Annotated in this window: 9 protein-coding genes; all 9 read left to right on the top strand. The window is 64.4% G+C overall.

Annotated features, from left to right (window positions below):
* Positions 1-14 precede the first annotated feature (14 nt).
* The 9 genes from tssK to tssI all read left to right on the top strand — a co-directional run bounded on the left by tssK (position 15) and on the right by tssI (position 16,063).
* A complete protein-coding gene (tssK, locus tag QD172_RS09325) occupies positions 15-1,358 on the top strand; it encodes a type VI secretion system baseplate subunit TssK (RefSeq protein WP_136938001.1) in 1,344 nt (447 codons plus the stop codon).
* Positions 1,355-2,137, top strand: coding sequence for a type IVB secretion system protein IcmH/DotU (gene icmH / locus QD172_RS09320; protein WP_136938000.1), 783 nt, complete (start codon positions 1,355-1,357; stop codon positions 2,135-2,137). Before tssK ends, icmH begins: the two co-directional genes overlap by 4 nt.
* A gap of 11 nt (positions 2,138-2,148) precedes the next feature.
* Positions 2,149-6,177 (top strand): type VI secretion protein IcmF/TssM N-terminal domain-containing protein, encoded by a 4,029-nt coding sequence (locus tag QD172_RS09315; protein ID WP_279855588.1) that lies wholly within the window; start codon positions 2,149-2,151, stop codon positions 6,175-6,177.
* A gap of 4 nt (positions 6,178-6,181) precedes the next feature.
* Positions 6,182-7,201 (top strand): type VI secretion system-associated protein TagF, encoded by a 1,020-nt coding sequence (gene tagF, locus QD172_RS09310; protein ID WP_279855586.1) that lies wholly within the window; start codon positions 6,182-6,184, stop codon positions 7,199-7,201.
* A complete protein-coding gene (gene tssM / locus QD172_RS09305; protein WP_279855585.1) occupies positions 7,198-9,690 on the top strand; it encodes a type VI secretion system membrane subunit TssM in 2,493 nt (830 codons plus the stop codon). The genes tagF and tssM overlap by 4 nt, the downstream gene beginning before the upstream one ends.
* Before the next feature lie 275 nt (positions 9,691-9,965).
* Positions 9,966-10,511, top strand: a complete 546-nt coding sequence (locus tag QD172_RS09300; RefSeq protein ID WP_084208878.1) for a type VI secretion system tube protein Hcp — start codon at positions 9,966-9,968, stop codon at positions 10,509-10,511.
* A 374-nt stretch (positions 10,512-10,885) separates the two neighbouring features.
* Positions 10,886-11,998, top strand: a complete 1,113-nt coding sequence (gene tssA / locus QD172_RS09295) for a type VI secretion system protein TssA (protein ID WP_279855584.1) — start codon at positions 10,886-10,888, stop codon at positions 11,996-11,998.
* The gene (locus QD172_RS09290) at positions 11,998-13,155 is read left to right on the top strand and encodes a hypothetical protein (protein WP_279855582.1); all 1,158 of its coding nucleotides are present in this window, start codon (positions 11,998-12,000) and stop codon (positions 13,153-13,155) included. The genes tssA and QD172_RS09290 overlap by 1 nt, the downstream gene beginning before the upstream one ends.
* Before the next feature lie 166 nt (positions 13,156-13,321).
* Positions 13,322-16,063 carry a type VI secretion system tip protein TssI/VgrG gene (gene tssI, locus QD172_RS09285; RefSeq protein ID WP_279855581.1) on the top strand — a complete coding sequence of 914 codons (2,742 nt, stop codon included), beginning with the start codon at positions 13,322-13,324 and terminating at the stop codon, positions 16,061-16,063.
* The last annotated feature ends 14 nt before the right edge of the window (positions 16,064-16,077 follow it).

Here is a 16,077-nt window from a genome sequence, read left to right as displayed (position 1 = left end):
TAAAGGATGGATTCGTGAGCAAGCATAATCGCGTGAGGTGGTCCGAGGGCATGTTCCTGCTGCCCCAGCACTTCCAGTATCAGGACGAGTATCACCAGTGGCAGCTCGGCGAGGCCAGCACGCGCAGCGGGCCCTTCGCCTTCGGCGTGCAGCAGCTTGAGATCGATGAAAGCGCGCTGGCCCAGGGCCGCCTGCAGCTCAGCCGCCTCAAACTGGTCTTCCCGGATGGCACGCTGTTCGATGCCCCCCAGCACGATAGTCTGCCGCGGGCGCGTGACCTGGGAGAGCTGGCCGGCCACAGCGAGATCAAGGTGCATGCTGCGCTGAGCCTGGTACAACCCTACGCCGGCAATGTGCAGGAAGATGAGCAGCAGCGGGGCGCCCGTCGTCGCTTCCGTCAGCGCTTCGATTCCCTGCCGGACCTGCTGGACGGCGATGGCGAGAACGAGCTGAGCCTGCTGGAACTCAATGTGCGTCTGTTGCTGGAAGGCGATGACCTGGAAGGCAGCACGCATTGTCCGCTGGCCGTGCTGACGCGCAATGCCGCCGGTGGGTTCTCCGTCTCGCCGCGCTTCGTGCCGCCCGCGCTGCACCTCTCGAGCAGCGAGACGCTGATGGCCATGGGCCAGCGCCTGGCCGGCATGCTGCAGGCCAAGCACGAGACCTTGTCAGGCCGTCGCCGCGAGCGCGCCGATCAGGTCGCGGAATTCGGCTCAAGCGACGTGGCGCTGTTCTGGCTGCTGCATACGGTCAATCGTGCCTACCCGGCGCTGGCGCATCTGCTGCAACACCCGCAGCAGCATCCCGAGAAGCTCTACACCTTCCTGTCGGATCTGGTCGCGAGCCTGATGACCTTCTCGATGGATTACCGCCTGAGTGACCTGCCGCCGTACCGCCATGAAGACCCGGTCCAGTCATTGACCACGCTGGAAACCATGGCGCGCGAGCTGCTGGACACCGTGGTGCCCAACCAGTACATCCCCATCGCGCTGGAACAGACCAAGCCGTCCTACTACATCGCCCATCTGCACGATGCGCGTCTGGTGGATGCCGACTTCTATATCAGCGTACATGCCGATATGCCCGGCGCCAAGTTGCTGGAGCTGGTGCCGCGTGCCTTCAAGGTCGGCTCGCCGGATGACATCGAAGTGGTGGTCAACAGCGCCATGCCCGGCGGCTCGCTGGTGCATGCCTCGCGCCTGCCCACCGCGATTCCCTCGCGCCTCGATAACCACTATTTCGCGCTGGAACCCCAGGGTCGCATGTATGAACGCATGATGGCCGCGCAGGCCATCGCCTTCTACGTGCCCGGCGGTTTCCACAACCTCAAGATTGAATTGATGGCGGTGTTGAAATGACCCAGACCACGGCAACCCAGCCGAGCGACACGGCGGCACATCATCCTTCCCGGGCGGCTTCCCAAGGAAGTGGCGGCGCGGGGAGATCCGGCGCATCGGTCCCGGCGGACACGCGTCTGCGCACGCTGTCCCAGGATTTCTTCTCGCTGATCCTGATGATTCGTCGCGGCAGTGAAGCGCGCAACGTCGATGAGTTCCTGACCCGGGTCGCCGACTACTTCCGCGAGCTGGAAGCCCAGGCACTGGCGGTCGGTTACAGCATGGATCAGGTGCGTGACGCCCAGTACGCGCTGTGCGCCTTCCTCGATGAAAGCGTGCTGGGGGCCGGTGCCAGCAACATTCGCCAGCATCTGGAGCTGCATCCGCTGCAGTACACCTACTTCGGCGTGCATCTGGCGGGTGAGGGCTTCTTCGAGCGTCTCGAGGCACTGCGCACCGACGTCAAGGCCAACCTGGATGTGCTGGAGGTCTATCACCTGTGTCTGGCGCTGGGCTTCGAGGGCAAGTTCCGCCTCGAACACCGTGATCAGCTGCGCTACGTGGCCAGCACGCTGGGCCAGGACATCGCGCGCTACCGTCAGACATCCGACGTGCTGGCACCGGGCTGGCAATTGCCGGACCAGGTCGGTCAGCTGCTGCGTTATGAAATTCCGGTCTGGGTCTATCTGCTGGTGATCGCACTGTGCTGCGGGGCGGTCTATCTGGTGCTCGACAACCTGCTGGATACTCAGGTCACGGCGCTCATCGAGCGACTGTCGTCCCTGTTCGCAACGACATGAGGCGTGACGGAATGAAACGGGTGCTGGGGTTCCTCAAGAGTTTCTGGTTGGCGTCGTCACTGCTGTGGCTGGCCTGTGTCGTGCTGTGCGTCTGGTGGGTGCCACGTCTGGGTGGCTCGCTGGAACGCCTGGCCATCGCCGTGGCGCTGCTGACCGCGGTGTGGCTGCTGGCCATCGTGCTGCGCAAGTATCGCAAGGTGCGCGCCGAGCGGGATCTGGAAGACCTCGTCCAGCTGGAAGTGGACCGCGAAGCCGCGGATGCCGCCACCGAAGCCGGCGATTACGAAGTGCTGCGTGAGCGTCTCAAGTCGGCGCTGCGCATGCTGCGTGCCCAGCGTGGTCTGCACAAGGGTGGCAGTGCCTCGCTCAGCGATCTGCCCTGGTATCTGGTGCTGGGTCTGTCGTCCTCCGGCAAGACCTCGCTGCTGACGCGCTCCGGCCTGAGCTCCAGCGTGGCGGGGCTGGGCGGGGATTCCGGCACCCAGTACTGCGACTGGTACTTCGGCAACGACGCCCTGATGATCGACACCGCCGGGCGTTATGTGGCCGAAGAGCAGCCGGCGCGTGCCTTCGCCGACTTCCTGCGTCTGCTGGCACGCCGTCGGCGGAGTGCGCCCATCAATGGCCTGGTGGTGGTGGTGGATCTGCCGGCACTGCTGCATGCGCCGCGTGACGAGAATCATGCGCTGGCACGCCAGCTGATCGAGCGCATCAATGACTTCCGCGATGCGCTGGATGCCTCGCCGCCGGTCTATCTGATGTTCACCAAGGCGGATCAGCTGCCGGGCTTCACCGCCGCGTTCAATACGCTGGACAGCGATGCCCGCCATGCGCCGTGGGGCATGACGTTCTCGGTGGCCGAGGCGCGTCGCGAGGGTGTCGTGGCAGCCTTCTCCCGGCATTTCCCCAAGATGGTGGCGGGGCTGCGTGGTCATGTGGAAGCCGCCCTGCGTGAGCGTGGCCAGCAGGCGGACAGCGAGCTTTTGCACTTCCCGGAATACATCGCCGAGATGGAAGGCCTGCTGGCGGACTTCCTGGAGCCCTTCGATCTGCGTCGCAACAGTGCCCGCGGGCCGCTGACACGTGGCGTCTATTTCACCAGTGCGCTGCAGGACGGCAGTGCGATGCCGGCGATTCTCGATGAGCAGGTCCGTCAGGGCTTTGCGCTCAAGGAACCGGCGGGTACCCAGGCGGCGACGCCAGCCTCAGCGACGGCGACGGTCAGTGATCGCCCCTATTTCGTCGGCGGTGTCTTCCGTGACGTGATGATTCCGGACCGCAACCTGGTGCGTCACTACGCGCGCGATGGTCAGCGGCGTTCCCTGAACCCGCTGTTGATCGGCGTGGGCGGGGTGGCAGGTGCGGTGACGCTGGGCCTGCTCGGCAACGCCTATTACCAGAGTCGCACCAGTCTCGAGGCCGTCGATGCGCAGCTGACATCGCTTGATGGCGCCGTGACCCCCAGCGTGCAGCTCGACCTGCTCCACGCTGAGCTGTCGCGTGTGCGTCAGGCCCGCGAAGAGGGCGGTCTGCCCTGGTATCAGCACATGGGACTGGATGGCGGAGAGCGTCTGAGCGCGACGCTTGAAGCACAGTACTTCGCGACCCTCAAGCAGCAGATTCTGGCACCGCTGGCGGAAGATCTCGACGCTCGCCTGCGGGCGGTCGGGCGTCTGGCGGTCTCGCTGGGCATCGTCTCCGAGTCCGCTTCGCGGCGCACCCGTGGCGAGGACGTCGGTGAGGGCGCTGGATCCGGGGGCGATGCCTCGCGGACATTGGTCGCCGATGGCAAGTCACTGCTGACCTCGAGCGGCGAGCGCCTGCGTCAGCGTCTCACCGAGCGCCCGACGCTGGGCAGCGTGCCGCGCTCACCGGGCGAACTGGCCAGTCAGCTCAAGGGCGAGGCGGATTACCGCCTGCGCGGCGGCGTCAATGACGCCTACTGGAGCACCCGACAGCAGGGGCGTGAAGCGCTGCGTGACAAGGCCGAGAATTTCCGTGGCTCGTCCGCGGAACTGGGCGGCGATGGCACCGTGGCGGGTGAGGGGGGCAGCCCGGACGGCGGCATGCCGGGCGGTCCGGCCTTCTCCAGTGAAGTGCTCAACCAGCTGACGCCGGAGCAGGTCGCCGGGCTGATCGATGCCTACGATGCGCTCAAGCTCTATCTGATCCTGAGCGAGCCTGCGGAACATCCGGACGTCGCCTTCGTGCGCGAAGCCCTGCCGCGCGCCTGGCATCAGCTGGCGGACAGTCACCGCCGTGTGCCGGGGGGAGATCAACGCATCGCCGACAATGTCGCGCTCTACAGCGAATATCTGGCGCAGGGCAAGGCTCCTGCTCTGGTGCGGGATGAGGATCGCGTCGCGCGTTCCCGCCGTGACCTCAAGGCCTTCCTGCTCGACAACTCGCCGGCGGAGCGGGAATACCTGCGTCTGCGTCTGGCGGCCGAAGCCCGTTTCCCGTCGATGACGCTCTCGGTGATGCTGCCCGAAGAGGGCGCACGTGGCTTGCTGTACGCCGGCGAATCCGTGCCGGCCTTCTTCACGCGTCGCGTGTGGGAAGAGTTCGTGCGTCCCGAGTTGCTCAAGACGCTGAGTTCTGACCTGCCGGTGGAGCATGACTGGGTGCTGGAAGACGAGAACCCGGATGCCGAGCAGGGCAAGACCGAATTCGCCGAGGCGATTCTGGCGCATTACAAACGTGACTATGCCGAGGCCTGGGAGCGCTTCCTGGCCGATGTCGGCGTGCGTCGCTTCGAAGGTCTGGCGCTCTCGCGTCAGCGTCTGGCGCGCTTCAGCGACTATCAGCGCTCACCGCTCAAGACACTGCTGGCCGTGGTGGATGACAACACCCGCTGGGACAGCCGCGATGCCGAGGCCCGCAAGACGCCCCAGCCACGCGAAGCCGAGGGTGACGCACCGGCCCCGGCGGCCGAGTCGGCGGGCCTGTGGGATCAGGCGCTGGCGTGGGTCGAGGAGGATGGCAGTCAGCTGGCACAGCGTACCGGCGCATTGCAGGGCCTGCCGCACGTGCACGATGGGAAGCTGGCGGACCACTTCGCTCCGGTCGCCAGCCTGTTTGCCCAGGATGAGGGGCAGGATGGCGATGCCTCGGTCATGAATCGCTACCAGCTGCGCCTGCGTCAGCTCAAGGTACGTCTCGACGGACTGGAGCGTGGCGATGTCGGCAAGCGTACCAAGCAGCTGCTGGCGGAGATGATCGGCGGCAAGCCCAATGAGATCTCGGCGGCGCGTGATTATGTGGCCGCCAATGTCGATACCTCGCAGGAACCGCTGGTGCAGTCGCTGCAGCGTCTGTTCCGTGCGCCCATCGATTACTCCGTGGCCAGTCTGCAGGGACCGGTGGCGTCACAGCTGGCCGCCGCCTGGGGCGAGCAGGTCGTCTCACCCTGGCATCGCATGGTCAGTGGCCGCTATCCGGTCAGCGATTCCGCCAACGAGACCTCGGTGCGTGACCTGCGTCAGTTCATCGACCCCGATAGCGGTCTGCTGACCCGCTTCGACAATGAAGAAGTCGGCAACCTGGAAGAGGGTGAGCAGGACGGTACGCCGCTGGTGGACCCCAAGATCACCGCCACCATCACCAAGGGCACGGCAGTGGGCCGAGTGCTGGAGAGTCTGGCGGATGTGGAGAACGGCTTCGAGATCATGATCCGGCCTTCCTCCCGGCTGATCTCGATCGAGCTGACGCTGGACGGTCAGCAGCAGACCTATCGCAATGGTCGTCAGCACTGGCAGCGCTTCGTCTGGCCGGGTGATCCGGAAGTCTCCGGTGCGCGACTGGAGGTGGTGACACGTGACGGCCGCCGCATCACCGTCTTCAACTTCCCCAATCGCTGGAGCCTGTTGAAGCTGATCGAGTCCGCGGACGTGACAGACCTGGATACCGCCCGTCAGCGCTTTACCTGGTACACCCCGGTGGGCCCGGTGAGCTTCGAGGCGCGCAACTTCGGTGGCGTGAAACTGACGGACCTCAAGCAGGTGCGCAACCTGTCCATGCCCTCGGTCGCCGGGAGATGACCGCATGATCGGCTTCTTCGGCAAGCTGCCCGGCAGCGCGGACTTCATCGCCCATCACGCGGGCCACAAGGACATCCGGGAACTGGATGGCTGGTGGCAGCGGGCGCTGAATCGCATGGCCGAGCGCGACGAAGACTGGCAGGCACGTTTCGATGCCTTGCCGCTGTGCTTCTTTCACTACCGCGCCAGCAGCGGAGCCTGGTTGATGGGGGCCATGTCGCCCTCGCAGGACGCCTCCGGGCGACGCTACCCGCTGCTGGTCTTCCAGCGGCTGGCCGTCTCGCCGGTGGTGGAGGGCAGTGTCGGGGTGCATACCCTCGGCGAGACCTTCGCCGGGCAGGTGCGGGAGTTGCTGCGCGATGTGATGCATTGCGCAGACCCCCTGAAGGCACAGGAGCGTCTGCTCACGGGAATCGAGGCGCTACGCCCGCTGGATGATTCCGATCTCAAGCTGCATCGGCGTCTGTTCGCGCGCTTTCTGGAAGACGTGCGCTATGGGGACCTCACGCGGGCGCTGGCCAGTGGCTTCCCCGACGTGAGCGCCCAGCGACTGACGCAGGACATGCAGGCATCGCGCCGGCAGCTGGCGACAGGGGGCGCGCGTGATGACACCCGGGGGCAGGCGGCATTGCCACTGCCGCCGGAGCGCGCGCTGAAGCGTCCCGCGGCGGACCTGTGGCTGCACTGGCTGGAGCATGACAATGGCGCGCCGGGGCAGATCAGCGTGATCGTCGATGACTTCATGCGCCCGACATTGATGCGCTTCACGCGTGACGATCATGACGCACTGCGCATTCTGGCGGGCTCCGCCTTCGAGGTGCTCGGGCCCTGGCGCCTGCTTGGCAGCGGGGAGTCTCACGCTGGCCCGCTGGATGCGTCTCACGCCTCGACACTGGGCATGGGAGCCTACATCGCCGCTCTGTCAGATGACCGGAAAGATGACCCGGGGCCGCAGGGGACAAGGGCGGGCAGTGACGACACGGTATTCGGCGACATACCCAAGGATGAATCGGCACCGACATGAACAAGTTCAAGCTTCACGTTCTCAAGTACTACCTCCTCAAGTACCGCCCGTATTGGCTGGGCGTGCTGTTCTTCCTTGGCATCTTCGTGGTCTGGGGCGCCGGTGTCGGACTCGGCTTCTCGTCACTGGACAGTCTGCTGGTCGGCATTCTGGCGTTTCTGGTGGCCTCTGCCCTGTATCTGCTGCTGCTCTATCGCGGGGTGGGAGAGCGCAAGGATGTCGAGTCGCTGTTGATCCAGAACGCCGATGACGCCGTGCTCAGCGCCGCGCCCCAGGACCGCGAGGAAGTCAGCCTGCTGCGCGAGCGCCTGCTGGCCGCGCTGGATCGCATGCGCAAGAGTGCCAGCGAGAAACGCGGTGGCTGGTTCACCCGTCAGGGTGATCTGCTCTATACGCTGCCCTGGTATCTGGTGATCGGTCAGCCTGCGGTGGGTAAGAGCACGCTGGTGTCGCGCTCCGGACTCGATTTCCCCTTCGCGGAGCGGGAAAGCGCACGTGTCGCGGGCATCGGTGGCACCCGTCACTGTGACTGGTTCTTCAGCAGTGAGGCCGTGCTGCTGGATACCGCGGGGCGTTATGTCAGCTCCGAGGAGGAAGTCGGCAAGTGGCGTGCCTTCCTCGACATGCTGCGTCGCTATCGTCCGCGTCAGCCGCTCAATGGGTTGATCGTCGCGGTCAGCATCGATGAGGTGCTCCAGAACCGCCATGACGTCGAGGCACTGGCCCATCAGCTGCGCGAGCGTATCCAGGAAAGCTACGAGCGTCTGGGCGCCGCGCTGCCCATCTATCTGGTGTTCACCAAGAGTGACCACATTCCCGGCTTTCGCGAGTTCCATGCCCAGCTGGCACCGGCGCAGCGCGATGAAGTGCTGGGCATGAGCTTCCCGCACCAGGGCTATGCCGAGGCGGATTGGCGTACACGGTTCAGTGAGGCGATGACTCGCCTGGTGGCACGCTGCGCGGGTACCGGGGAGCGCTGTCTGGTCGAGGGTGACATCGTGCGCACCCGCGAGGCCCCGGCGGCGGTGGAATTCCCGCGTGAGCTTGAAGCGCTGGCACCGCATCTGACCGATTTCGTCACCGAGCTGCTCAAGGTCAATCCCTATCAGGCAGCGCCGCTGCTGCGCGGGTTCTACTTCACCAGTGCGCTCTCCGAGGGGCAGGCCAGCACGGCAGCCCATGGGCGTAACGTGGCGTCACGCTTTGCCGTCACCGAGCGTCATGCGCCGGGCCATCAGGATGGCAAGCCGCTGTTCGTCTCGGGGCTGTTCTCGCGGGTATTGCTGCCGGATCAGCATCTGGTCGGCCTGTATGGCGGCGCCAACCTGCAGCGTCGGCGTCAGCTGCGCTGGGTGTGGCTGGCGCTGGCACTTGCAGGAGCGATGTGTCTGGCCTGGGCGGTGTCCTTCACCGCCAACACCCGGGAGCTCGGCGCGCTGGATCAGGCATTGGATGCCGCCTACGAGGAAGACGCCGGCGAGCCCGATGCCTATGCCCAGTGGGCGACGCTGGATGCCCTGCGTGACAGCGCGGCCCGCTACGATGCTCGCCATCACGAGCATGGCGTGCCCTGGTCGCTCGGTTTCGGGCTCTATGAAGGCGAGACGCTGGAACCTGAGCTGCGGGACGTCTATTTCGGCGCGCTGCGTCAGACGATGCTGGTGCCGATCGCCAGCAACCTCAACCAGTCGCTGTTCATGCTGCCGACCATCAGCGTGCATGACCGCGAGGACGGGCCGCGCGAGACGGATATCCATGTCCCGGGAGTCGAGGACCACGCCCAGCCGCGTGACAACTCGGCCCAGGCATTGGCGGACTTCGGCAACAACACCCTGAAGACCTATCTGTCCCTGTCGCGCACGCCGCGCGAGGACATCGAGGCGGACTGGCTGCGCAGCGAGATGCCGGTCTACTGGTACCCGGCCATCACCCAGGGAGAGGATGTGCCGCGCGATAGCCGTGATCTGGAATATGCCAGCCGTCAGGTCAACTTCTATGCCGAGCAGGTGGTGCGCCCGGACGTGCCGCGTCTGGAGGACAACACCTTCCTGGTGTCATCCAGTCGCAACTACATCGATGGTCTGCTGGACCGCTCCCTGAGCACCGTCGAGACCATCACGCTGGAATCCGACACCCTGTTCGCCTTCGGGCGTGCGGATTACTCGGGCCTGCAGGGCGAGGGGCAGCGTCAGCTGAATGCCATCGCCGAGCGGCTTTCCAACACGCCGAATCTGGGCCGCATCACCATCACCGGCCACGCCGACCCGATCGGCTCGGCCGTGGTCAATCGCCAGCTCTCGCTGCAACGTGCCGAGACCGTGCGCACCTATCTGGTGGGCAAGGGGCTGCCGGGTGAGCTGATCGGCGCGGAAGGGGCCGGCAGTGATCGTCCGCTGGTCAAGTGCGATGGCCAGATGTCACGAGCGGAGAGAATCGCCTGTCTGGCCCCCAATCGTCGTGTCGAGATTGAAGTGCGTGCACTGAACTGATCAGTCCAGACCTGACCTGAACAGAACACAACAGAACTGACGGGCAGCGCCCAACCGGTTTCATTTTGCCGACTCACGGAGGAGTCGAGCTCTTGGATGACAGGCCTGAAGGCAGGCCCGGCGCAAGAGAGCGGAGAAGCATGGACATACGCAGTGGGGGTGCCTGGATGGCATCTCCTGGCGGTAGCGTGTCCGAACACGCGTTGCAGGTGGCAGCCAGGGAGGGCTGCTACCCGTGATGCCCACCCATCACATGACGGAAATGGAGTTTTACCATGGCTTTTGACGCCTACCTCAAGATCGACGGCATCCCGGGCGAGAGTCTGGATACCAACCACAAGGACTGGATCGAGCTGCTGAGCTTCGAATTCGGCGCCAGCCAGGCGACTTCCGCGACTGCCAGCTCCGCCGGTGGTGCGTCTGCCGAGCGCGTCAACCTGAGTGAGTTCGCGATCAAGAAGTTCATCGACAAGGCTTCTCCGAAGCTGTTCGAAGCTTGCTGCCGCGGTCAGCACATCAAGGAAATCACCCTGCAGGTTCACCGTGCCGGTGGCGAGCAGGTGCGTTACATGGAAGTGAAGCTTGAGGAAGTCATCGTGTCTTCCGTGGACCTGGAAGGCATGGCGTCCTTCTCCCAGGCCGGCGGTGGCGGTGCGACCGATTCCGTGCACGATGCGCGTCACGATCTGCCGTCTGAAGAGATCAAGCTGAACTTCGCACGTATCAAGGTCACCTACACCCAGCAGAAGCGCAGCGATGGCCAGGGTGGCGGCAACATCACCGGTGGTTGGGATCGCACGCGCAACCGCGTCTACTCCTGAGCATCGGCTCATGGCGCGGCGGCGTGAGTCGCCGTCCATGAACAGGAGAGTGGCATCCCGGGGCTTGGCCAGCGTGCTGGCGTGAGCTCGTTTTCAGGGGATATCACGTCCGGGTAGAAGACATGCCGGGGGAGCGAAAGGCTCTCCCGGCATGCCTGTTTTCCCCTTGTGCATCCCCGTTTGCTTCGATGAGCGCCTGCGAAATCATTGTGCTGTCAGTTCTGTGCCAACAGCTCTTTGCCAACAGGGTCTGTGCCAATAGCTCTATACCAATAGCGCTGTGCTAACTGGCTCTGAAACAACAGCACTGCGCCACAGTGATTTCGCAGGCGTTGCCTCGCAACGCGATCAACACGTGATTCAGGAGAGACAAGATGGCCGACGAATGGGACCGCGACGAACTGCTCGCGCCAATCGGCGCTCATGGGACAGGAGAGGACCTGGGCTTTTCGCTGCTCTTTGACGAGATCAAGGAAGCGCGTCGCGCAGACCCGGCCTACCTCAGTCAGGGCGAATGGCAGGCCGATCTCAAGAAGTCCGACTGGAATGCCGTCATCTCGTTGACTGCTGATGGTCTGGCCGAGCAGAGCAAGGACCTGTCGCTGGCGGGCTGGCTTTGCGAAGGCCTGGCGCACCGGGATCATTTCATGGGTCTGGCCTGGGGGCTGGAGCTGATGACGGCGCTGTGTGAGCAGTACTGGGAGACGCTTTACCCGACGCTCGAGGAAGGTGATGAAGAGCGTGTCGCCCGTCTGACCTGGCTGGATGACACCCTCGCCGGCATGATCGGCACCTTGCCGCTGGTGGAAGGGCAGCTCTACGGGCTCGACCGCTATGAGGAGTCGCGTCAGGTCGAGAACCTGGCGCGTACCGACGTGGATGCCATGGAAAGCGCGCTGGCCGATGGCAAGATCAACGCCGATATCTTCCAGCGCTCCGTGGTGCTGACCGAGACGGCGACCTTCCGCGAGCGTCACCAGCAGATCGTCAAGTGCCAGCAGGCGCTGGCCGGTCTGGTGGCGCAGCTCAATGCCCAACTGGGGGGGAGCGCGCCGACCTTCAGCCAGCTGCAGCGTGGTCTGGCGGATTGCACCCAGTTGATCGAGCGACTGCTGGGCGAGCGCGGGGTCAGTCTGGATGATGAGGCCCAGGCATCTGCCGAGAGCGATGCAGAAGTGACGGACGCCGCAAGTGGCGATGCCTCCACCGGGGATGCGAGTGTCACGCCGTCCGCTCAGGCGGGCATGGCACCGGCGGCACTGCGCACCACGCCGCAGACCCGCGAGGAAGCCTTCGACATGCTCAATGGCGTCGCCCAGTACTTCAAGGGCAGCGAGCCGCACAGCCCGGTGCCGTATCTGGTCGAACGCGCCGTGCGCTGGGGTCGCATGCCGCTGGAGGAATGGCTGCGTGATGTCATCCGCGAGGAACATGTCGTGGATGGCATCCGTGAAACCCTGGGCACTCAGCGGCGTGATGATCACTGATGATGTTCAAGAGCTCGATCTATGACCGCCTGCAGCAGGTGCGCCCGGCAGAGCCCGAGGCGCCGGTCGTCAAGGTGCGCAGCGACTACCGCACCGACACCCTGTGTCTGCTGGATGGCGTGGCGCTGACCTCGGCAGGGGCGGTGGCCAAGGGGCAGCTGCCGTCATCGGCGGCGGCCGAGATCTCCGCGACCCTGCGTGGCCCGGATGGCTATGGCCTGTTGGTACACGAAATCGCGCTGGGGCAGGCGGGCGCATCGCCTGCCTCCGGCGAGCAGGTGGCACGTCTCGATCGCCGCCATCAGCGGCTCGAGACCTTGATCCAGGCCCTGATCATCGACGCGCTGTTGATGCTGGAAGCGCTGCCGGAGGGCGCGCCCTTCGATATCGTGCTGAGTGCGCCGATTCGTCATGCCAGCCTGGTGGAGGGGTTCATCGCACGTCTGCGCGAGACGGTGGCGGCCACGCCCTTCGCCGACGCGCTGGGCAGCGTCACGCATCGCGCGGTGGCCGAGCAGGACTTGCATGAACTGCTGGCCGCTGAAGCGTCGGGTGGCATGCCGCATGTCATCTGGCTCAGCGTCGACTCGCTGTTGTTCGACAGCAGCGTCTCGGAACTGTCGCGGCGCGGACAGCTGGCGTATGCCTCCCGCCCGAGCGGTCTGTTTCCCGGTGAGGCTGTCGCGGCGCTGCTCTTCGAGCGCCTCGCGCCTGACTCACCGGCTCCCTTGCAGGGCTGGCAGGTGCCGCTGGCGGCAACGCTGACCCATGCGGCGCGGGGCAGCCGAGAACTGCGCCGCTCGCCGGCACCGCTGATGCAGCTGATCGAGCGCCAGTGGCCCGTGCAGGCGGAAAATGACGAGCATGCCTCTACCCGCGAGCCGTTCGAGCCCATGCGTCTGGTGATTGATAGTCTCGGGCTGCCCGGTCGTGCGGTGGAAGCCGGCACCAGCCTGATGAACCGCTGGCCGGGGCTGGACATGATCGAGGATGGCACCACGCTCGACAGCTTCTGCGGTTGGCCGGGAGACGCCTGGCTGGCGTTGGCGTTGGTGCTGGCGATCGCGGAACTGGAAGACAACGACAGCGCCCTGGTCGTGTCGCTGCGGGACGATACTCAGACTCAGGTACTGGCACTCATGCCCTGTGCCGGTTAGCGCTGACGGTGCTGCGTTTGCCCTGTGCTGACTGTGCTCGTCCTGTGTTGACTGTGCTCGTCCTATGTTGCACATCGCTGCGTCTTGAGACGCATGACCCGAACTGAACAAGCCGGTGCACTCGCTTGCCGAGCGAAGAAGCGCGCGCACCGTGAGGATGTTAAGGATGGCAGAGAATTCCTGGCTGGATAGCCTGCTGGAGTCGTTCGAGATTTCACTGGATCAGAACGAGCGCCTGCTCACGCTTGAGATGAGCGGCGCGGACTTCATCCCGCATCGATTGGTGGGGGAAGAGCGCATGTCGCGTCCCTTTGCCTACACCCTCGACTGCATCTCCCAGAACGGTGATATCGAGCTCAAGACCCTGATGGCGCAGCCGGCGGCGCTCTCGGTGCGTCAGGCCGATGGCAGCTACCGCAAGCTCTCGGGGCTGGTCGAGTCGGCCGCACTGCTGGGTGAGGACGGCGGCGTCTTCTATTACCAGCTGACGCTGGTGCCGTGGATGACGATGCTCAAGCTCGGCCGCGACAGCCGCATCTTCCAGGACCTCACCGCCGTCGAGGTCATCGAGTCGGTGTTCTCGAACCACGCCATCGCGCAGGGCGAAGCCCAGGGTGGCTGGCGGCTGGACCTGCGTCGCGAGTATCCGGCGCGCAGCTACTGCGTCCAATATCGCGAGAGCGACTTCCAGTTCGTCAATCGCCTGATGGAGCAGGAGGGGCTGTTCTACTACTTTGAACACGCCTCTGACGACAGCGACTTCAATGGCCACCGCCTCGTCATCACCGACGATGTCGCGACCTGTGCGCCGGTCGAGCCACAGGTGATTCGCTTCCACCGTCAGGACGCCACTGAACTGGAAGACTCCATCACCCAGTGGAGCGGCCGCCGTCAGCAGCAACCGACGCGCGTCAGCCTCGGGACGTTTGATTACAAGCAGCCGGGCCTGGAAAAACGTTCCGGTCAGGACACGCGCAGCGATCAGGGCAACCTCAGCGAGCAGGAAGTCTACGACTATCCCGGCGAGTACTACTTTGATGACCATTCGCGCGGCGAACGCCTGACCGTCAATCGCCTCGAAGCCCATGAATCCCGCGCCAAGCGTTTCTACGGCGCTGGCGGGACCCGCCAGTTGAAGGTCGGCCGCTGGTTCGAGCTCAGCCAGCACGCCCGCCATGAAGACGGCGATTCCAGTGAGCGCGAATTTTTGGTGCTGGGCCTGACCGTTTGTGCCGAGAATGCTCTGCCGGTCTCCGCGCACCTCAAGGCGCTACCGGGCAGCCTGCAGGCGCGCATGGCGGAGGCGCGCCAGGCGCATGGCCTCAATGAAAGTGCTCACGAAGACTACGCCGATGTCGGCACCGGCCAGTACCTGATCGACTTTGAGAGCCAGCGCCTCAGTCAGCCGTACCGTCCGTCTCTCGATCATCCGCGCCCCAATCTGGGTGGCCCGCAGACCGCGATTGTCGTCGGCCCCGAGAACGAAGAGATCCACACCGACTCGCTCAACCGCGTGCGCGTGCAGTTCCATTGGGACCGCAGCGAGAAGGGCGCCGCTGACGCCAGCTGCTGGCTGCGTGTCGCGCAACCCAACGCCGGCGCCGGCTGGGGCAGCGTGTTCGTGCCGCGTATCGGCCAGGAAGTCATCGTCGATTTCCTCGAAGGCGATGCCGATCGCCCGCTGATCACCGGGCGGGTCTACAACGGCGACCAGACCCCGCAATGGCACTCCAATGGCCTGCTCTCGGGCCTCAAGAGCAAGACCTATCGCGGTAACAAGTACAACGAGCTGGTATTCGATGATGCGACCGATCAGGAGCGTGTGCGCCTGAACTCGGAGCACGAGAAGTCCCAGCTCAACCTCGGCTACTTGATCCATCAGCAGGGCAACACACGCGGCAGCTTCCGCGGTACCGGCTTCGAGCTGCGCTCGGACGCCTATGGCGCCATCCGCGCGCATCAGGGCCTGCTGCTGACCAGCTGGGGGCAGATTGCCGCCAGTGGCGAACAACTCGACCTCACGCCTGCTCAGCAGCAGTTGGCCAGCGCCTATCAGCTCTCCAATACGCTCAGTGACAGCGCCACCAGCCATAAGGCGGAAGCACTCGCGACCCTCGATAACCTCAAGCTGGCCAGTGAAGATGCCCAGGGCCGCTATGGCGCGGAAGACAGTGGCAGTGATTTTGATGGCAGCTCCGCCTCAAGTGCCAGCGCGGGCGGGCGCGGTGAAGCCGCTCGTCTCGATGCCCCCTGGCTGCACGTCAGCTCACCGGCAGGCATCGCGCTGAGCACGCCGGAATCCACCCATCTGGCGCAGGGCAAGTCACTCAGTGTCACCAGCGGCGAAGACATCAACCTGGCCACCGGCCGCAGCCTGATCGCCTCGCTCTCCGAAAAGTTCTCGCTGTTCGTGCAACGAGCCGGCATCAAGCTGTTTGCCGCACGCGGCAAGGTGGAAATGCAGGCGCAGAGTGATGCGATGGAACTGACCTCCGAGAAGGACATGACCATCACCTCCACCGAAGGCACCGTCACCATCCAGGCCAAGAACGAGATTCTGCTCACCAGCGGCGGCGGCTATATCCGCCTGAGTGGCGGCAACATCGAAGTGCATGGGCCGGGCAAGGTCGATGTCAAAGGCGCGCAACATAGCTTTGGTGGGCCAACGAGTTTAAGTAAATCACTGACCCCCTTGCCTGATCCTCAAGGTATCTATTCCGAATTCTTTACTTTGAAGGATGAACAGACACAAGTTCCTCTCAAGTATGCGAGATATCGTATAACAACGGCCGAAGGACAGGTGTTTGAAGGGCGTAGTGACGGTGAAGGTCGTACACAACGCGTACATACATCTTCCTCGCAGCAGATGAAAGTCGATGTACTTGATCGGTTAGATGACTTTGCATAATAAATTCTTGTTAA

The sequence above is a fragment of the Cobetia sp. 10Alg 146 genome, from assembly GCF_029846385.1.
GTDB classification, from domain to species: Bacteria; Pseudomonadota; Gammaproteobacteria; order Pseudomonadales; family Halomonadaceae; genus Cobetia; species Cobetia marina.
The sequence above is the reverse complement of the archived record's forward strand: the minus strand, read 5'-3'. Positions and strand labels throughout refer to the sequence as shown.

What these genes read in the sequence shown, in the direction of transcription:
- tssA (WP_279855584.1), top strand. Translation starts at nt 10,886, where the DNA reads ATGGCCGACGAATGGGACCGCGACGAACTGCTCGCGCCAATCGGCGCT.
- tagF (WP_279855586.1), top strand. Translation starts at nt 6,182, where the DNA reads ATGATCGGCTTCTTCGGCAAGCTGCCCGGCAGCGCGGACTTCATCGCC.
- tssM (WP_279855585.1), top strand. Translation starts at nt 7,198, where the DNA reads ATGAACAAGTTCAAGCTTCACGTTCTCAAGTACTACCTCCTCAAGTAC.
- QD172_RS09300 (WP_084208878.1), top strand. Translation starts at nt 9,966, where the DNA reads ATGGCTTTTGACGCCTACCTCAAGATCGACGGCATCCCGGGCGAGAGT.
- QD172_RS09315 (WP_279855588.1), top strand. Translation starts at nt 2,149, where the DNA reads ATGAAACGGGTGCTGGGGTTCCTCAAGAGTTTCTGGTTGGCGTCGTCA.
- QD172_RS09290 (WP_279855582.1), top strand. Translation starts at nt 11,998, where the DNA reads ATGATGTTCAAGAGCTCGATCTATGACCGCCTGCAGCAGGTGCGCCCG.
- icmH (WP_136938000.1), top strand. Translation starts at nt 1,355, where the DNA reads ATGACCCAGACCACGGCAACCCAGCCGAGCGACACGGCGGCACATCAT.
- tssI (WP_279855581.1), top strand. Translation starts at nt 13,322, where the DNA reads ATGGCAGAGAATTCCTGGCTGGATAGCCTGCTGGAGTCGTTCGAGATT.